Source organism: Streptomyces sp. NBC_01116, assembly GCF_041435495.1.
Lineage (GTDB): Bacteria > Actinomycetota > Actinomycetes > Streptomycetales > Streptomycetaceae > Streptomyces.
Map to the genome: position 1 here is coordinate 3,871,053 of NZ_CP108644.1, position 17,606 is coordinate 3,888,658.

A 17,606-nucleotide genomic window follows, 5' to 3' on the forward strand; every position below is an offset into this window, starting at 1 on the left:
CCCGCCGTACGCCCGGCCCCGCACTCCCCGCACGGGGGTGCGGGGCCGTTTGCGTGGTCCCGGCGGGTTCGGGTTTCGGTGCCGGGCGGCAGCAAATGCCCCGGCACACAGGGCACTTCGCGGGCATTTGACCCTGGTTCGTCACGCTCGTATTCGAAAGGGCGCGTCGAACCATCCCCCGCAAGGGTGACGAATTGTCGCCAGACCATCACTGGCCGCTACGCTCGCTGCGTGACCCACACCGCGCGCCGCATCGGCCGATCCCTCGCTCTCGTCCTGCCCGTCGTCATGGTTCTGTCCGGGACCCTCGCGGTCACCAGCGTTCAGTGGGCGGAGTCGGACGCCGACTCCCAGCTGCTGGCCGCCTCCTCGGAGACCGTGTCCAAGCCCGCGAAGCCGCACGCCCCGCAGGACGTCCTGCGCGAGAAGCTGCTCGTGGAGCTGCAGGAGAAGGACCCGGGCACCGCGCTCACGGGCCTCCAGCGCGCCGTCGAGCAGCGTCCCTCGCTCGCCCGCCACTGCATGTCGATCGCGAAGGCCCTCGGCAAGGCGGCCGTCGAGCAGTACGGCCCGACCCGTGCGCACCGCTTCTCCCGGCCCGTCTGCGACACCTCGTTCGCCTCCGGCGTCGCGCAGTTCAGCTGAGGCCTCCCGGCCGAGGAGGCGGTCGCGCGGAGCGTCGCCCTCCGATGGGCGGCACCGCATATCGTGCCTGCCATGCATACGTATCCGACGCAGGCCGTGATCCTCGCCGGTGGCCAGGGGTCGCGGCTGCGGCCGTACACCGACGACCGCCCCAAGCCGATGGTCGAGATCCCCGGGACCGGGACTCCGATCATCGGCCATCAGCTGTCCTGGCTGGCCGCCGAGGGAGTCACCGACGCCGTGGTCTCCTGCGGGCACCTCGCCGAGGTGCTCCAGGAGTGGCTGAACGCCGCCGTGCTGCCGCTCCGGGTCACCACCGTCGTGGAGACCGAGCCGCTGGGACGCGGCGGCGGCCTGAAGTACGCGGCCGAGCGGCTGCCCGATCCGGAGCAGCCCTGGTACGCCACCAACGGCGACATCTGGACCCGCTTCTCCCTGCGCGAGATGGCCGCCTTCCACGCGGAGCGCGACGCCACCGCCACCCTCGCCCTCGCCCGGCCCCGGATCCCCTGGGGGGCCGTGGAGACGGACGCGTTCGGGCACATCACCGACTTCATCGAGTCGCCGCCCTCGCCGTATCTGATCAACGCCGGGGTGTACGTGTTCTCGCCCGCGTTCACGAAGCTGCTGCCGGACCGCGGCGACCATGAGCGGACCACGTTCCCGAGGCTCGCCCGTGAGCGCCGGCTGGCCGGTTACCCGCTGCCGAACGGGGCGTACTGGCGGGCCATCGACACCGCGAAGGACCTGACCGAGGCGGCCCGCGAGCTCGGCTCCCACGAGGGCTGACGGCTCCGCCTCCACCCCGACACGAAGGGGCGGCCCCCACCCGGTTCTTCCGTCCGGGTGGGGGCCGCCCCTCACTGCTGTCGTACCGGTCGTGCCGGTCGTGCGGGTCAGCCGAGGAGGCCGCCGATCGGGTTCCGGCCGCCGCCGCCCGAGGTCGATCCCTCGCCGCCCGAGGAGGTGGCGCCCCCCGTCGGCGCCGGTTCGCCGCCGCCCGAGGAGCCGTCGCCGCCCGTGGAGCCGGACGAGTCGGGTCCGGCGCTGGTGGCGGCCGGAGGCTCCTGCGGGACGGACTGCTGCGGGGGCGCCTGGTTGGCGCCCTGGGTCTGGCTGGGCTGCGTGCTGCCCGAGCCGGTGCTCTGGCCGCCGCCCGTGTCGCGGGTCGCGCCGGGGCTGGCCTGGCCGCCCTCGGGTGTGGCGGCCGCGCCGGAGCTGCTGGGCTCCGGCTGACGCCGCTGGTCCGGCGTACGGGAGGCCTGGCGCTCGCCGGTGGACTCCTGGGGCAGCGGCATACCGGGGAGGCGGTTGGTGGGGTTGTCGTTGCGGCCGGGGACGGTGACGACCTCGCTGGAGCGGACCGCGCCGCCGAGGATGGAGCCGATGAGCAGGGTGAGGCCGATGACGACCGTCGCGACGACGGTGCCCCGGCGCAGGACCCGGCGGCGCAGGTCCCAGATCTCCGAGCGCGGGCCGAGCTTGCGCCAGGCCTCCCCGGCCAGTCGGCCGTCCACGGAGTAGACCGGCGCGCCCGCGATGATCAGCGGGCTCCAGGCGGCCAGCAGGATGATGTCGGGCGCGTCGTACACCGCGACGGTGCGCCAGCTCACCGTCACCAGCAGCGCGGTGGAGAGCAGCGCGCCGAACGCGGCGGCGACCCGCTGCCAGAGGCCGAGGACGGTGAGGACGCCGACCACGACCTGGAGGAAGGCGACGGTCAGTCCGGCGCCGACCGGGTGGGAGAGCGCGAAGTCGCGCAGCGGCTCGGCCATCGCCCACGGGTGCAGGGAGGTCAGCCACTTCACCATCGAGCCGCGCTCGCCGCCGTCGAAGTAGACGGGGTCGCACAGCTTGCCCATGCCGGCGTAGATGGAGATGAAGCCGAGGAGCACCCGCATGGGGAGCAGGACGACGCCCAGGTTCATCCGGTGGCCGGGGTAGTAGGCGTGGCGGACGGGGTCGCCCGCGCCCCGCCGGGCGCGGGACTCCTCGGATTCGTCGGCCTCGTCGTAGTCGTCGGGGTCGTCGGGCCCGTCGACCTGGTCGTACGCGCCGACCGCCTGCCGCATGGGCGGCAGCAGCGGGCCGGTGCGTCCCGGCTGGTGGGGAGGAGCGGTCAGGAGCGGGGTGGGCTGCGTCTCCTCCAGGAGCGGGACGACCTGTGTCGCGCCCACTCCGGGCCCGCCACCGGACGCCCCGCCGAGGCCGGCGTCGAGGTGTCCGGCGGTGGAGTTGCGCACGGCCTGGAGGAGGCCCGTCGCGCCGGGGTCGCCGGGAGCGGACTTCCCGCTCCAGACGACCGGTGCCCGCCTGCGGCCGCCGCCGGCGCCGCTCATGGCGGGGATGCGGGCCGTCTCCGCGGGGGCACCGCGCAGCCGTGTGCGCTGGCCCGGGGCGAGCCGCACCCGGAAGCTGGCGTGGTTGACGATGACCTGCGCGGGGTCGCTGTCCACCTTGGTCATGCTCAGGGAGGCGGGTTGCTCGTCGAACCGAGGCGTTCTGGTGTCCACACTCATCTAACCGAGTGACGTGTGGTTAGGACACTGCCTTGACCGCACCGGATGTGTCCGAGACCCGTCAAGATCAGGCCAAACTCGGGCAACCTGGAACTGTGTTCGGAGTTCGCGCGTCAACTCGCCCGGCGGACGGGCCGGTCGCCGCGCGCGTCGGCCCGCGGACGCAGCTGCGCCCGCGGGCCCGGCGGACGGCTATCCGCGGCGGCGCGCCACCTCGTAGAGCACGATGCCCGCCGCGACACCGGCGTTGAGCGACTCCGCGCCGCCCGGCATCGAGATCCGCACCCGGTAGTCGCAGGTCTCGCCGACGAGACGGCCCAGGCCCTTGCCCTCGCTGCCGATGACGATGACGACCGGGCCCGCCAGCTGCTCCAGGTCCTCCACCGTGTGCTCGCCGTCGGCGGCCAGGCCGACGACCGTGAGGCCCGCCTTCTGGTAGCCCTCCAGCGCGCGGGTGAGGTTGGTGACCCGGGAGACGGGCGTGCGGGCCGCCGTACCGGCCGAGGACTTCCACGCACCGGCGGTCATGCCGGCCGCGCGGCGCTCGGGGACGACCACGCCGTGGCCGCCGAACGCGGAGACGGAGCGGACGATGGCGCCGAGGTTGCGCGGGTCGGTCACCCCGTCGAGGGCGACGATCAGCGGGTCCTCGTTGTTGTCGTACGCGGCGGCGGTGAGGTCCTCCGGGTGCGCGTACTCGTACGGCGGGACCTGGAGGACGAGGCCCTGGTGGTTCAGGCCGTTCGTCATCCGGTCCAGCTCGGGGCGCGGGGCCTCCATCAGGTTGATGTTGCCGCGCTCGCCCGCCAGCTTGAGGGCGTCGCGGACGCGCTCGTCGTTGTCGATGTACTGCTGGACGTACAGGGTGACGGCGGGCACGCCGTCGCGCAGGGCCTCGTAGACCGGGTTGCGGCCGACGACCATCTCCGAGGTGCCCTTCACACCGCCGCGCCGGGGCGCGGGGCGGCGGGCGGCGGCCTGCTTGGCCTGGGCGCCGGCGATCCGGTTCTTCTTGTGCCCCTTGCGGGCGGAGGCCGGCGGCGTCGGTCCCTTGCCTTCGAGACCACGGCGTCGCTGGCCACCGCTGCCGACCTGCATGCCCTTCTTGTTGGACGTGCGGCGGTTCCTGCGCTGGCTGTTCCCGGCCATGATCTACCTGTTTCGTTGCTTTCAGACGTACGTACGTATAAGGAAAGTGTGCCGCCCGGATCGCCGGGCGGCACAATCTCACTGCTCGGAGCGGGTGCTCAGCGCGGCCCCAGCGTCCACCGGGGGCCGGTGGGGCTGTCCTCGATGACGAGGCCGGACTGGTTGAGCTGGTCGCGGATGGCGTCGGCGGCGGCCCAGTCCTTGCGGGCGCGGGCCGACTGCCGCTGGTCGAGGACGAGGCGCACGAGGGTGTCGACGACGCCGTGCAGATCCTCGCCCCGGTCGCTCTCGCCCGCCCAGTGCGGGTCGAGCGGGTCCAGGCCGAGGACGCCGAGCATGGCCCGGACCTCGGCGAGACGGGCGGCCGCGGCTTCCTTGTCGTCGGCGGCCAGTGCGCTGTTGCCCTGGCGGACGGTGGTGTGGATGATCGCCAGCGCCTGCGGCACGCCCAGGTCCTCGTCCATCGCCTCGGCGAAGGCGGGCGGCACCTCGGCGGCGGGCGGGACGGTCTCCCCGGTCTTCTCGGTGACGCGCTGGACGAAGCCCTCGATCCGCGCGAACGCGGACTCGGCCTCGCGCAGGGCCTCCTCGCTGTACTCGATCATCGACCGGTAGTGCGGGGTGCCGAGGTAGTAGCGCAGGACGATCGGGCGCCAGTGCTTGACCATCTCGCTGACGAGGACGGAGTTGCCCAGCGACTTCGACATCTTCTCGCCGGACAGGGTGACCCAGCCGTTGTGCACCCAGTACTTCGCGAACGCGTCGCCGTAGGCCTTGGCCTGGGCGATCTCGTTCTCGTGGTGCGGGAAGATCAGGTCGATGCCGCCGCCGTGGATGTCGAAGGCGGAGCCCAGGTACTTGTGGGCCATCGCGGAGCACTCCAGGTGCCAGCCGGGACGGCCGCGGCCCCAGGGCGTCTCCCAGCTGGGCTCGCCCGGCTTGGTGGCCTTCCACATGGCGAAGTCACGCTGGTCGCGCTTGCCGGTCTCGCCGTCGCCGGCGGGCTGGCGCAGATCGTCCAGCTCCTGGTTGGAGAGCTCCAGATAGCTGGGCAGCGAGCGCACGTCGAAGTAGACGTTGCCGTCGGCCTCGTAGGCGTGACCGCTCTCGATCAGGCCGCGCATCATCTCGATCATCTCGGGAACGTGGCCGGTGGCGCGGGGCTCGTAGGTGGGCGGCAGGCAGCCCAGCGCGTCGTAGCCGTCGTTGAACGCGCGCTCGTTCTCGTAGCCGATCGACCACCACGGGCGGCCCTGCTCGGCGGACTTCGCGATGATCTTGTCGTCGATGTCGGTGACGTTCCGGATGAACGTGACGTCATAGCCGCGGTACGTGAACCAGCGGCGCATGATGTCGAAGTTCAGGCCCGAGCGGATGTGGCCGATGTGCGGTGCTGCCTGGACAGTGGCGCCACAGAGGTAGATCGAGACGCAGCCCGCTGTGAGCGGGACGAAGTCACGGATCTGCCGGGCGTTGGTGTCGTGCAGGCGAATAGTCACGCCTCAAGGGTAGTAGGCCCGCACCAGTGCCCCGGGACCCTTGGGGATCGCGGGGACAACTTTCTGGTACCGGGATACCCCGAAACGGCCCGGGAAGGGCCCGGAGAGCGTTCTCACGCCCTCCGGGGGCCCAGGCCCAGGGCCTAGAGGCGGCCGACGACCTTGCGCGGGGAGACGCGGACGACGACGCGGGGGTCGTCGCCCGCGGAGTCCGGGTTGAACTCCGCGTACGGCTTGCCGGTGTACTTCACCGACAGCTCGTCGATCAGCTCCTGGCCGCCGTCCGTCGTCAGGGTCGCCTCGCCGCGGATCTCGGCGTAGGTGTACGGGTTGTCGAAGGGCTGGACGACGACGGTGACGCGCGGGTCGCGGCGGAGGTTCTTCTCCTTGCGGCGGCCGACGGTGGTGGAGATCAGGAGGTCGTCGCCGTCGCGCTTGACCCAGACCGGGGAGACCTGGGGGCTGCCGTCGGGCTGGATGGTGGCGATGTTGACGAACACGGGGCTGTCGAGCAGGTCCTTGAGCTCGGCGGAGAGTGCGGCGGTCATCGTTACGGCCTCCTGTGCGCTGCGGGTCGGTCCTTCGTCCAGTGCTGCTCCTACCCGGCAACCGCGCGCGTTGCCCGATCCTTCCCGCCCCGGCCCGCCGGAAGGGTGAACGCCAGCACCGCCCCGGCCAGCGGGACCGCCGCGAGCACCGCCCACCGCACGGGCGCGGGCGCGTCGAGCAGTGCGCCGGTCGCCGCGCTCCCCGCGAGGACGGCGATCCCGGACACGGAGGACAGCGCCCCGGTGGCCAGCCCGAGCTGCCGGTCCTCGACCAGGTCGGGCACCAGGCCCCGGGCGGCGGGGACCAGCAGCATCTGGCCCAGGGTCAGCAGGACGACGAGCGTCGCGCAGGGCAGCAGACCGCCGGGGCCGGCCGGGGTGAGCGGTACGGCGGCGAACCCGGCGGCGACGGTGCCGAGGCCGGTGACCAGCGCGGTGCGCGGGGCGATCCGGTGGGCGGACCAGCGGGTCAGCGGCAGCTGGGCGGCCACGACCAGCAGCGAGGACAGCGCGAAGAGCCAGCCGAGGGCGGCCTCCGATCCGGTGGCCCGCTCCACCTCGACGGGCAGGGAGAGATAGAGCTGGTTGTAGGCGACGAGGTAGCTGCTGTACGCGAGGCAGAGCAGCAGGAACGCCCGGTTGGTGAACACCGCCCGCCACGGCGACCGGCCAGGTGGGGCCGTACGGGTGGCGGCGTCGGGTGCCGGTGCCTCGTCCCGTTCCCGTACGGGGGCGGCTGTCCGGTTCCGTACGGGGACGGCGCGCGGCATCAGGCGGGCGTGCCCGGCCAGTACGCCGACGAAGACGGCGGCCCCGGCGAGGCAGGCGGCCCGGAAGCCGCCGCCGAGCAGCAGGAGCAGGGAGCCGAGCAGCGGCCCGATGAACGCTCCGGCCTGCCCGGCGGCGGAGAACAGGGCGAGGACGTGGGCGCGCGGGGCGCCGGTGTCCCGTTCGTGCCGGACGGCCTCGCGGGCGGCCTCGGACTCGACGGCCGGGGAGAACAGGGCCGCGGCGAAGCCGATGAGGAGGACGGCGGCGATGACGGTGGCCGTGGACCCGGCGACGGCGAGCCAGCCGAACCCGGCGATCCGCAGGGCGCAGCCCGCCAGCACGACGGGGCGCGGGCCGTAGCGGTCGGTGAGGGCGCCGCCGACGACGAACAGGCCCTGCTGGCTGAAGGTGCGCAGCCCGAGGACGAGGCCGACGAGCCAGCCCGCCATGCCGAGGCCGCTGCCGAGGTGGGTGGCCAGGTAGGGCAGGACGGCGTAGAAGCCGATGTTGAAGGCGAACTGGGTGGCGGTGAGGAGGCGGAGGTAGGGGGTGGGCGCGCTCGCCAGCCGGGGCCTGCGGCTTTCCCCGGTGGGGGCTTGCGCGGGTGCGGGCCGGTTCACTTCAGGCCCGCCGGGGTGCGCCCGCGCACCGCGGCCGAGGTGAGGACGGCCAGTGCGCCGAGGACGGCGAGCGCGGCGGCGGGGGCGAGGACGGCCCACGGGGCCCGTTCGGCGTACGGCATGTTCTCCGACAGCATCCGGCCCCACTCCGGCGCCGGGGCCTGCGTGCCGAGGCCGAGGAAGCCGAGGGAGGCGAGGGCGAGCGCGATGGCCGGTACGCGGAGAAGGGCGTGGCGCACCACCGGCGGCAGGACCCCGGGCAGGACGTGGCGGCGCAGGAGGTGGGCCCGGTCCGCGCCGAGGGCGACGGCGGCGGCGAGGTGCGGGGCCGCCTTCTCCTGGGCGTACAGGGCGGCGGTGTGGGCGGCGAGCGGGGCCCAGGCGACGGCGGCCACCGCGGCCGCGGCGCCCCAGGGGCCGGGTCCGGCGATGCCCGCGACGACGAGGCCGGCGAGGACGGCGGGGAGCGCGTTCGCCGTCTCGGTGAGCGCTCCGGCGCGTACGGCCCCGAGGAGCAGGCCGAGCAGGAGGGTGGCGGCCCCCACCGCGACGGCGGCCAGCGCGGTGCGGGCGGCGCCGTGGCCGAGGCGGGCGAGGACGTCGCGGCCGAGGTTGTCGGTGCCGAAGGGGTGCGCGGCGGAGGGGCCCGCGAGGCGGGCGGCCGTGTCGACGTGGAGCGGGTCGCGCAGGAGGCCCGCGACGGTGACGGCGATCAGGAGGCCGCCGAGGACGAGCGCGGCGACGGCGAGCGCGCGGCGGCCGGGCAGCCGGGGCGCGACGAGGGCGGGGAGCGCGCGGTCGGTGAGCGCGGGGCCGAGCAGCACGCGGACGGCGAGGCGGGAGGCCAGCCCCGCGGCGACGCCCAGGAGCAGCAGTACGAGGACGGTCGCCTGGAGGACGGGCAGGTCCTGGGCGAGGGCGGCGGCCAGGGCCGTGCCGCCGAGGCCGGGGATCGCGTACAGCGTCTCGACGGCGACCGCCCCGCCGGTCAGTCCGACGGCGACCAGGCCGAGCTGGGGCAGCAGGCCCGGGAGCGCCCGGCGCAGGGCGTGGCGGGCGACGGTCCGGGGCGGCATCCCGCTCGCGGCGGCGGCCCGCGCCCAGGGTTCGGCGAACGCGCCGGGCAGGGCGTCGTCCAGCAGCCGGCCGAGCAGCGCGCCCGCCGGGACGCCCATGGCGAGCGCGGGCAGCACCAGCTGGTCGGGGGCGCCCCAGCCGAGCGCCGGGAACCACCCGAGGTGCACGGCGAACACCGTGGCCAGGACGGCGGCGAGCAGGAACTCCGGCAGCGCGGCGAGCACCGCAGCGCCCGCTCCGGCGCGCACCCGGACGATCCGGCGCGCGGCGCCGCGCCGCAGGGTGGCGGCGCTCAGGGCGAGGGCGAGGAGCACGGCGACCGCGAGCGAGGCGCCCATCAGGGTGAGGGAGTTGCCCAGCGCGGCGGCCACATCGGGTCCGACGGGCTGCCCGGAGACCCAGGACTCTCCCGGGTCGCCCCGGAACAGCCCGCCGAGCCAGCCGCCGAGGACCTGCCACGGGCCGCCGTCGAGCCCGGTCTCGGCGCGGATCGCGGCGAGGGTCTCGGGCGTCGGGGCCCGGTCGGCGTACCGGGCGTGCAAGATCGTGCGGGCCGGATCGGTCCGGGTCAGCCAGGGCAGCAGCCCGATCACCGCGACGACGGCGAACAGCGCGCCGAGCCGTCCGGCGAGGTACTTCACGCGGTCACCCGACGCGGGTGTCGGCGGTGATGAGGGTGCGCTCCATCGGGTCGAGGGCGACGCCCCGGACGCGGGTGTCGTCGTAGCCCTGCACGAAGCGCTCGTGGACGAGCGGGACGAGGGCGTCGGAGCCGAGGATCGCGGCCTCGGCGGTCATCTCGGCCCGGTGGCGGGCGTCGGTGTCGGCGAGGGCGGCGGCCTTGTCGACGGCGGCGTCGACGGGCTTCGCGCAGAGCTGGGTGATGTTGAAGCTGCCGTCGCAGGTGAAGTCGGAGGCGAGGTAGGAGACCGGGTCGGCGGTGTCCAGGAGGGTGTTGCGGGCCTGGATGAACGCGTCGTACTTCCCGGCGAGCGCGTCGGCCTCCAGCTGCGCGTAGTCGCGGACGACCTGCTTGACGGTGAAGCCGCGCTTCTCCAGCTGCTGCTGGACGACGGTGGCGACCTCGGGCAGCTCGGGCCGGTTGGTGTAGGTGGCCAGCACGATCTCGGAGGTCTTCCCCACCTCGGCCGGGGCGGCGGCCTCCGCGCGGCCGGTGGGGGCGGTGCGCAGGTCGGCGGCCCACGGGACGCCGGGGCCCAGCAGGCCCTGGGCGGTGTCGGCGCGCCCTTCGTAGACGCCGTCGACCAGTGCCCGGGAGTCGATGGCCTCGCGGGCGGCGGCGCGCATCGCCGGGTCGGCGAAGACGCCGCGTTCGGTGTTGAGGGAGAGGCCGTTGGTGCGGGCGGAGGGGAATTCGTGGACCAGGCCGTCGCCGAGCAGCGCGGCCTGCGAGATCGGTACGTACTCGGCGACGTCCACGTCCTTCGTCCGCAGCGCGTTGGCGCGGGCGGTGCCGTCGGCGACGAACTTCACGTCGACGCCGGGTGCCTTCGCCTTGCCGCCCCAGTAGGTGTCGTTGCGCTCCAGGGTGGCGCTGACCGCGCCGTTCACCTCGGCGAGGGTGAAGGGGCCGGTGGCGTGCCCGGCGGGGTCGACCTGGGAGCCGTCCTTGTACGCGGCGGCGGACAGGATGCTCAGGGAGGGGTTGGCCAGCCGCTGGGGCAGCAGCGGATCGGCGTCCTTCGTGGTGATCCGTACGGTGTCCGCGCCCGCGGCCGTGGCGGTGAGCGTGGTGTCGGACAGCACCCGGGGCTTGGGGGACGCCTTCTGCGCGGCGGCCAGCGAGCGGACCACGGCCGCGGCGTCGAGCTTCGTGCCGTCCTGGAAGACGGCGTCCTCGCGGACCGTGAACTCCCAGGCCCCCGCGCCGTCGCGCTTCCAGGAGGCGGCGAGCGCGGGCTCGGCCTCTCCGTTCCGGTCGAGCCGGGTGAGCCCTTCGACGACGGCGAGCCGGCTCAGGGTGACGGCGTCGTCGCCGTACGGGGACATGGCCTGGGCGGGCGGGAAGGCCATGGCCACCTTCAGCCGCTGGTCCCCGCCGGAGCCGCCGGAATCCGTGGACGAGGTGCAGGCGGTGGCGACGGGCACGAGGAGCGTGGCGGCGGCCAGGGGCAGCGCGACGCGACGGCGGAGAGGGCGGGGGCGGGAGGTGGGCATGGCGACGACCTTATATGAAAACGATTGTCATCTAACGGGCGGGGTGGTCCGGGTGGAGCCGCCGGCGGGGACGGGGACGGCCCCGGGCATCGGCAGCTCGAAGTGGACGATCCCCTGCCCGCCCCCGGGCAGCGTCCGCTCGTCGCACACCTCGCGGGCCAGCGAACGCCAGAAGGGCTCGGCGCCCGGCACGGCGGGGTCGGTGTGCAGGTACAGCGCCTCGTAGCCCCCGGCAAGGGCGGCGAACTCCGCCAGCTCGCGCACCAGGCGCCGGGCCAGTCCGTGCCTGCGGTGCTCGGGGCGCACGTAGATCCGGCAGAGCTGCGCGGTGGTCCCGGAGGGGAAGCGCTCGGCGACCCACGGGGGGTTGGGCGGCGCCTGCGGCCCCCGGTCGCGCACGGCTCCGGTGGCGACGATCCCGCCGCGGTGCTCGACGACGAGCAGGGTGCAGCGCTCCGGGCGCAGGTAGGCGGAGGCGGGGTCGATGATGTCGGCGTGCCAGCGGGGTACGTAGCCGGACTTCAGGTCGCGGTAGACGGTGTCGAGCATCACGGCCCGCGCTCCGCCGAGGTCGTCGGCGGTGGCGGTGCGCAGGACGTATCCGGCGTCCGTCCGATGACCCTCGCGGGCGGTCCGGTCGCCGGTCCGGCAGCCCGTCCGGTCAGCCTCCGCCCCCGCAGCCCCCGCAGCCCCCGCAGTCACCGTGGTCTCGCTGGTCACTGTGGTCGCGCTGGTCACCGGTACCACTTCCGCCTCCTCCTGCACATCGCTTGCCTCTTCAGCGTACGTGCAAGTGATGTGCAGGAGGGGCGGGCCCGGGCGCCGCCCGGCGTCAGGGGGTCCGGTAGACGAGGGCGGTCGCGATGCCGGCGATGCCCTCGCCGCGGCCGGTGAAGCCGAGGCCGTCGGAGGTGGCGGCGGAGAGCGAGACCGGGGCGCCCACGGCGTCGGACAGCACCTTCTGCGCCTCCTCGCGCCGCTTGCCGATCTTCGGGCGGGCGCCGACGACCTGGACGGCGACGTTCCCGATCTCGAAGCCCCCGGCGCGGACGATCCGGGCGGCTTCGGTGAGCAGCGTGACGCCCGCGGCCCCGGACCACTCGGGGCGGCCGGTACCGAAGTGCTGCCCGAGGTCGCCGAGGCCGGCGGCGGAGAAGAGCGCGTTGCAGGCGGCGTGCGCGACGACGTCGGCGTCCGAGTGTCCGGCCAGACCGGGGCCCTCGCCCTCCCACTTCAGGCCAGCGCACCACAGCTCGCGGCCCTCCTCGAAGGCGTGGATGTCGGTGCCGATGCCGACGAGCGGGACGACGGGCGCGGGGGCGCCCGCTCCGGGGTTCTCAGAAACCATCGTTGGCCCTCCTGCGGGCGAGTACCGCCTCGGCCAGCACCAGATCGAGCGGCCGGGTCACCTTGAACGCCTCCTCGTGGCCGGGGACGACGACCACCGGCGCACCGAGCCGCTCCACCATGCCCGCGTCGTCCGTGGCGCCCTCGCCGTCGACCGCCACCTCGGCGTGCGCCCGCACCAGCGTGTCCCGGTCGAAGCCCTGCGGCGTCTGCACCGCGCGCAGCCTGGCGCGTGCGGGAGTGGCGAGCACCGGCTCCGGCTCCCCGGGCGTCCGGGCGGGCTCGACCTCCTTGACGGTGTCCGCGAGGGGCAGCGCGGGAACGACGGCGGGCGCTCCGTCCCGTACGGCCGCGGCGACCGCGTCGACCGTGTCGACCGGCACCAGGGGGCGGGCGGCGTCGTGGACGAGGACGACGGCGACGTCCTCGGGCAGCGCGTCGAGCCCCAGGCGCACGGACTCCTGGCGCGTCTCACCGCCCGGCACCACCAGGTAGTCGGTGCGCTCGGGCAGCGGGTGCTCGTCGAGGAGGTGCTTCACCTCGGGCGCGCCGTCCGGCGGGGCGACGACCACGACGAGGGAGACGGCCCGGGACGCGGCCATGGCGCGAATGGCGTGGATCAGCATGGGCGTCCCGCCGAGCGCCCGAAGGGCCTTGGGCGCGCCGGGGCCGAGCCGCACGCCCCGCCCGGCCGCGGGAATCACCGCGGCGGTACGGGGAGGGCGCGGCCGGTCGGTCGGGGGTGGCGTCGATGACATCGGTTGCACTCCGAAGGTCCGAGAAGGTCCGAAGGTTCGGCAGGTTTGTTTCCACGACCGACATGGGTAGGGGCCCAGCGAGCCGGGCGTGACGCCCTGGGCTCGCACCGGGCCCCTTCCGTGACACCCGGTCGAGCACAGGTCGCATCGAAGGCTCACGGAGCACGGGGGCCGCCCTTCACCGGCGGTCGTCGCATACGCGGGATCACACCGCGGGCACGGCGTCTACCGGCAGTCGGGCGCCGGATGCGGACAGGGGTCCGAACATGCCGCAGCGCCCGACGACACAGCGTGAAGACGACTGGTCAGCGGGCACCGCGGCACATTCATACAACCGGCGTGATCCGGCGCGCGGCCGGATTAATCCAGTTTTCAGGACGCGAGGACCTCGTCGAGCAGAGCCTCGGCCTTGTCCTCGTTCGTGTTCTCCGCGAGAGCGAGCTCGCTCACCAGGATCTGGCGGGCCTTGGCGAGCATGCGCTTCTCCCCGGCGGAGAGGCCGCGCTCGCGCTCACGACGCCACAGGTCACGCACGACTTCGGCGACCTTGATGACATCGCCGGAGGCGAGCTTTTCGAGATTTGCCTTGTAACGCCGGGACCAGTTCGTCGGCTCTTCGGCATACGGTGCGCGCAGCACCTCGAAGACCCGGTCCAGCCCGTCCTGCCCGACCACGTCGCGCACGCCCACGAACTCCGCATTGTCCGCCGGCACACGAACCGTCAAGTCGCCCTGGGCGACCTTGAGGACCAAGTAGGTCTTGTCCACGCCTTTGATCTGGCGAGTTTCGATAGCCTCGATCAGCGCGGCCCCGTGATGGGGATAGACCACGGTGTCGCCAACCTTGAACGTCATGTGACAGGTACCCCTTCCGTGGCTATCCAGAGTAACACGAGAACTGCATCTCCTGAATGACGTTTTCGCAGGTCAGGGCATATCTCGGGGCTTGACAACAGCGACACGAACGTGCTGCGGAAGGCTTCCGGAAGACGGTATTCGCAGGTCGGAGCCACTGTGCACCCAGAGCGAAACACCCACGTCACATGGCCCGGAAGCCCTACAGAAGAGGGCGAAAGTCCCGTTTTGTCGGGTTCGAGATGACCATCTTTCCGTACGCCGTTCGATGATCGCTCGCCCGTACGGGCACGGCCGTCCGACCGCAATGAAATTGATCAAGCCACATGACGTCCGGCGCCTTTCCGCCGCGAAGCCGGGAATGGCGAAGAAGCACACGACGAAGCCATGACTCGGGCAGAAGAATTGATCACGCTGATTATGTGAACAGCGGATGGCGTATCCGCCGGTAGAACGCCCCGCGGCGCCTTCGCGAGGGCTTGACTCCGAGGAGCCCGGACGGTCCCGCGCCTCCCTCCGGGTACGTCCGGCACCTCCGCCGGAAAACGTCCCGCACGCCCCCGGGGAACGTCCCGCGCCGCCCCGCGGGATGAGAGCGAGACGCGTAGGGGCGGGTCGGGTGCAGGGCGGGCGCGGCGGCTCGGTAGCCTAAGGCCGCTGACACACCCTTAGGGCGGCTTTACACCACCGCTCGACGACTGACGTCCGAAGTCCGCAGTCCGACTCGTTCAAGGAGTTGCCGCCGCCGTGAGCCGCAGCCTTCGACACGGCGCCCTCGCCGCCACCGCCACCGTGTTCTCGATCGTCACCCTGTCCGCCTGCGCGGCGGGCAACAACGCCGAGACGCTCAAGATCAGGCCGGACAACCCGGCCACCACGGTGGGCGACATCAAGATCCAGAACGTGAACGTGCTCACGCAGCCCGAGGGCGGCTCGGACGGCCCCGCCGTCGTCGCCGCGACGCTGTTCAACGCAGGCACCGAGCGCGAGGTGCTGGAGTCGGTCACGCTGCCCGGCAGCGACGTCGAGGTGAAGCTCCAGGCGGCCAAGGGCAACGGTCCCATCGTGGTCCCGGCCGGCGGCCAGGTCACGATCGGCGGCAAGGGCAACGCCGCCGCCGTGATCGAGAACAGCGGCGAGGCGGCGCGCAACGGCGACGTCCAGCAGGTCGTCTTCAAGCTCAGCCGGACCGGCGACGTCGGCCTCGGCGCCAGCGTCTTCCCGGCCGAGGGCTTCTTCAAGGACTTCGGCCCCAGCCCGAAGGCGGAGGCGCCCGCGCCGAAGCCGAGCCCGACGCCGTCGGGCAGCGCCTCCGGCGACGCGTCCGGCGACGCGGAGACCCCCGGCACCCCGGAGAACGGCGCGAGCACCGAGGGCGCCCAGGGCGAGACCGGCGCCCAGGGCGAGACGGGCACGGGCGACGCCGCCTCGGTGCCCGCGGCCGACTGACGCGCAACCCCGCCCCGTAACGCCGCCAACGCGGAGACCGCGGGCACCGCGGGCACGGGCGCACAGCAACGCCGAAGGGGCGCTTCCCGGCCGGGAAGCGCCCCTTCGGCGTACCGCGGGCGGTGTCCCCCTCGGCGTCCTTCGGTCTACGGCTCGAACTTGTAGCCCAGGCCCCGCACGGTGACGAGGTAGCGCGGGGCTCCCGGGTCGGGCTCGATCTTGGCGCGCAGGCGCTTCACGTGGACGTCGAGGGTCTTGGTGTCGCCGACGTAGTCCGCTCCCCAGACCCGGTCGATGAGCTGCATCCGGGTCAGCACCCGGCCCGCGTTGCGCAGGAGCATCTCCAGCAGGTCGAACTCCTTGAGCGGGAGGTCGACCTTGCCGCCGGAGACGGTGACCACGTGCCGGTCCACGTCCATCCGGACCGGGCCCGCCTCCAGGGCGGCCGGGGTGACCTCCTCCGGCTCTCCGCGGCGGCGCAGGACGGCCCGGATGCGGGCGACGAGCTCGCGGGAGGAGAACGGCTTGGTGACGTAGTCGTCGGCTCCTATTTCCAGCCCGACGACCTTGTCGATCTCGCTGTCCTTGGCGGTGACCATGATCACCGGAACGTTGGAGCGGCTGCGGAGCTGGCGGCACACCTCGGTGCCGGGCAGGCCGGGCAGCATCAGGTCGAGCAGGACCAGGTCGGCGCCGTTGCGCTCGAACTCGTCCAGCCCGTCGGGACCGGTCGCCGCGATGGCGACCTCGAAACCTTCCTTGCGCAGCATGTAGGACAGGGCGTCGCTGAAGGATTCCTCATCCTCGACGACAAGCACTCGGGTCACGGAAGAGCCTCCGGGGCAGGGAAGGGGTCAAAGGTGTCGGTCTCGTACGGCCCCTTGTCGTCGCCGTTGACGATAAGCGGTCCGCCGGTGGTGCGCTCCCTCACGGCGCCCGATTCGGGGAGCCGGAGGGTGAAGGTGGAGCCCTGTCCCTCGGAGCTCCAGACCGTGACCTCCCCGCCGTGCGAGGCGGCCACGTGTTTGACGATGGCGAGGCCGAGACCGGTGCCACCGGTGGCCCGTGAGCGGGCCGGGTCGACGCGGTAGAACCGCTCGAAGACCCGCTCGCGGTCCTTCTCGGAGATGCCGATCCCCTGGTCGGTGACGGCTATCTCGATGAGGTCCCCGCCCGGTGAGGCCATGCGGCGTGCGGCGATGCCGACGCGGGTGTGGGCGGGGCTGTAGTTGACGGCGTTCTCGACGAGATTGCCGAGCGCGCCGACGAGCTGGCCGCGGTTGCCCCAGACCGTGAGGCCCTCGGCGCCCGCGGAGGCCATGGTGATCTGCTTGGAGCCGGCCTGCTGGCGGCAGCGGTCGATCGCCTCGGCGACCAGCGTCTCCACCTTGACCGGCTCGGCGTCCTCCAGCGGGTCGTCGTTCTGCACCCGGGAGAGGTCGATGAGCTCCTGGACGAGGTTGGTCAGCCGGGTCGCCTCGATCTGCATCCGCCCGGCGAACCGCTCCACCGCCTCCGGGTCGTCGGAGGCGTCCATGACCGCTTCGGAGAGCAGGGAGAGCGCTCCGGTCGGCGTCTTCAGCTCGTGGCTGACGTTGGCGACGAAGTCGCGGCGTACCGCTTCTATCCGGCGGGCCTCGGTGAGGTCCTCGACCAGCAGCAGCACCAGCCGCGAGCCCAGCGGGGCGACCCGGGCGGAGACCGCGAGGGTGTCCCCCCGGCCCGTGCCGCGCCGGGGCAGGTCCAGCTCGCCCTGTCGTATCTCTCCGTCCCGCCGGGTGTCCCTGGCCATGTTGAGCATGGGTTCGACGGCCAGCCGTCCGCCTCGGACCAGGCCCAGGGCGTACGCCGCCGAGCTGGCCTTCACCACGCCGTCGCTCTCGTCGAGGACGACGGCGGAGGAGCTGAGAACGGAGAGGACGGTGTCCACCCCGGGAGGCAGGGCCGCGTTGCCGTCCGGCCGCAGCGACGTACGCGTGGGCCGTTTCAGGTCGCGTTCGCTCCAGCGGAACGCCAGCATGGCGATCACACCGGTCAACAGCCCGGCGATCGCTGCAGCTGCGGCGACCGCCGCGTTCACGTCCATGCTTCAAGGTTATGCGGGTGCGACGACTCCCTCCCAGCCGTCCGAGTGCCATCTCGAACACTCGTCGCCCAGAGTTCACCGAGGGGTAGGAGCCGGTTCACTTAG

Annotated in this window: 16 protein-coding genes; 3 read left to right on the plus strand and 13 right to left on the minus strand. The window is 73.3% G+C overall.

Annotated features, from left to right (window positions below):
- The first annotated feature begins 231 nt into the window (after window positions 1-231).
- Window positions 232-645 carry a hypothetical protein gene (locus OG245_RS16810; RefSeq protein WP_371624341.1) on the plus strand — a complete coding sequence of 138 codons (414 nt, stop codon included), beginning with the start codon at window positions 232-234 and terminating at the stop codon, window positions 643-645.
- A 72-nt stretch (window positions 646-717) separates the two neighbouring features.
- Window positions 718-1,434, plus strand: coding sequence for an NDP-sugar synthase (locus tag OG245_RS16815; RefSeq protein WP_371624342.1), 717 nt, complete (start codon window positions 718-720; stop codon window positions 1,432-1,434).
- Window positions 1,435-1,541: 107 nt separating this feature from the next.
- Here OG245_RS16815 and OG245_RS16820 read toward each other — a convergent pair whose 3' ends face one another.
- From OG245_RS16820 to OG245_RS16870, 11 genes are all read right to left on the minus strand, one after another.
- Window positions 1,542-3,110 (minus strand): DoxX family membrane protein, encoded by a 1,569-nt coding sequence (locus OG245_RS16820; RefSeq protein ID WP_371624343.1) that lies wholly within the window; start codon window positions 3,108-3,110, stop codon window positions 1,542-1,544.
- Between the two features lie 246 nt (window positions 3,111-3,356).
- Window positions 3,357-4,313 (minus strand): 23S rRNA (guanosine(2251)-2'-O)-methyltransferase RlmB, encoded by a 957-nt coding sequence (rlmB, locus tag OG245_RS16825; RefSeq protein WP_007446476.1) that lies wholly within the window; start codon window positions 4,311-4,313, stop codon window positions 3,357-3,359.
- A 98-nt stretch (window positions 4,314-4,411) separates the two neighbouring features.
- Window positions 4,412-5,812: a cysteine--tRNA ligase gene (cysS, locus tag OG245_RS16830; protein ID WP_371624344.1), complete on the minus strand. Its 1,401-nt coding sequence runs from the start codon at window positions 5,810-5,812 to the stop codon at window positions 4,412-4,414.
- A gap of 143 nt (window positions 5,813-5,955) precedes the next feature.
- Entirely contained in the window at window positions 5,956-6,360 is a 405-nt protein-coding gene (locus tag OG245_RS16835) for a PPOX class F420-dependent oxidoreductase (protein WP_371624345.1), read from the minus strand.
- Window positions 6,361-6,410: 50 nt separating this feature from the next.
- The gene (locus tag OG245_RS16840) at window positions 6,411-7,697 is read right to left on the minus strand and encodes an MFS transporter (RefSeq protein ID WP_371627904.1); all 1,287 of its coding nucleotides are present in this window, start codon (window positions 7,695-7,697) and stop codon (window positions 6,411-6,413) included.
- 50 nt (window positions 7,698-7,747) lie between these two features.
- Window positions 7,748-9,469, minus strand: coding sequence for an ABC transporter permease subunit (locus OG245_RS16845; RefSeq protein ID WP_371624346.1), 1,722 nt, complete (start codon window positions 9,467-9,469; stop codon window positions 7,748-7,750).
- Between the two features lie 4 nt (window positions 9,470-9,473).
- The gene (locus OG245_RS16850) at window positions 9,474-11,006 is read right to left on the minus strand and encodes an ABC transporter substrate-binding protein (RefSeq protein WP_371624347.1); all 1,533 of its coding nucleotides are present in this window, start codon (window positions 11,004-11,006) and stop codon (window positions 9,474-9,476) included.
- A gap of 27 nt (window positions 11,007-11,033) precedes the next feature.
- Window positions 11,034-11,753 carry a GNAT family N-acetyltransferase gene (locus OG245_RS16855; RefSeq protein WP_371624348.1) on the minus strand — a complete coding sequence of 240 codons (720 nt, stop codon included), beginning with the start codon at window positions 11,751-11,753 and terminating at the stop codon, window positions 11,034-11,036.
- Window positions 11,754-11,838: 85 nt separating this feature from the next.
- Window positions 11,839-12,354 carry a 2-C-methyl-D-erythritol 2,4-cyclodiphosphate synthase gene (ispF, locus tag OG245_RS16860; RefSeq protein WP_371624349.1) on the minus strand — a complete coding sequence of 172 codons (516 nt, stop codon included), beginning with the start codon at window positions 12,352-12,354 and terminating at the stop codon, window positions 11,839-11,841.
- Window positions 12,344-13,111: a 2-C-methyl-D-erythritol 4-phosphate cytidylyltransferase gene (ispD, locus tag OG245_RS16865; RefSeq protein ID WP_371624350.1), complete on the minus strand. Its 768-nt coding sequence runs from the start codon at window positions 13,109-13,111 to the stop codon at window positions 12,344-12,346. Before ispD ends, ispF begins: the two co-directional genes overlap by 11 nt.
- A gap of 372 nt (window positions 13,112-13,483) precedes the next feature.
- Complete coding sequence (locus OG245_RS16870) at window positions 13,484-13,966, minus strand: CarD family transcriptional regulator (protein ID WP_003953493.1); 483 nt, start codon at window positions 13,964-13,966, stop codon at window positions 13,484-13,486.
- A 747-nt stretch (window positions 13,967-14,713) separates the two neighbouring features.
- Here OG245_RS16870 and OG245_RS16875 point away from each other — a divergent pair.
- Window positions 14,714-15,415 (plus strand): DUF461 domain-containing protein, encoded by a 702-nt coding sequence (locus tag OG245_RS16875; RefSeq protein ID WP_371624351.1) that lies wholly within the window; start codon window positions 14,714-14,716, stop codon window positions 15,413-15,415.
- Between the two features lie 146 nt (window positions 15,416-15,561).
- On the opposite strand, the gene OG245_RS16880 is transcribed toward OG245_RS16875, so the two are convergent.
- Together OG245_RS16880 and OG245_RS16885 are read right to left on the minus strand one after the other, a co-directional pair.
- The gene (locus OG245_RS16880) at window positions 15,562-16,242 is read right to left on the minus strand and encodes a response regulator transcription factor (protein WP_003968183.1); all 681 of its coding nucleotides are present in this window, start codon (window positions 16,240-16,242) and stop codon (window positions 15,562-15,564) included.
- Complete coding sequence (locus tag OG245_RS16885) at window positions 16,239-17,501, minus strand: sensor histidine kinase (protein ID WP_371624352.1); 1,263 nt, start codon at window positions 17,499-17,501, stop codon at window positions 16,239-16,241. Before OG245_RS16885 ends, OG245_RS16880 begins: the two co-directional genes overlap by 4 nt.
- Window positions 17,502-17,606: the final 105 nt, after the last annotated feature.

Coding starts and splice junctions, on each gene's coding strand:
- OG245_RS16815 (WP_371624342.1), top strand. CDS start 718: ATGCATACGTATCCGACGCAGGCCGTGATCCTCGCCGGTGGCCAGGGG.
- OG245_RS16820 (WP_371624343.1), bottom strand. CDS start 3,110: ATGACCAAGGTGGACAGCGACCCCGCGCAGGTCATCGTCAACCACGCC.
- rlmB (WP_007446476.1), bottom strand. CDS start 4,313: ATGGCCGGGAACAGCCAGCGCAGGAACCGCCGCACGTCCAACAAGAAG.
- OG245_RS16835 (WP_371624345.1), bottom strand. CDS start 6,360: ATGACCGCCGCACTCTCCGCCGAGCTCAAGGACCTGCTCGACAGCCCC.
- OG245_RS16850 (WP_371624347.1), bottom strand. CDS start 11,006: ATGCCCACCTCCCGCCCCCGCCCTCTCCGCCGTCGCGTCGCGCTGCCC.
- ispF (WP_371624349.1), bottom strand. CDS start 12,354: ATGGTTTCTGAGAACCCCGGAGCGGGCGCCCCCGCGCCCGTCGTCCCG.
- ispD (WP_371624350.1), bottom strand. CDS start 13,111: ATGTCATCGACGCCACCCCCGACCGACCGGCCGCGCCCTCCCCGTACC.
- OG245_RS16870 (WP_003953493.1), bottom strand. CDS start 13,966: ATGACGTTCAAGGTTGGCGACACCGTGGTCTATCCCCATCACGGGGCC.
- OG245_RS16885 (WP_371624352.1), bottom strand. CDS start 17,501: ATGGACGTGAACGCGGCGGTCGCCGCAGCTGCAGCGATCGCCGGGCTG.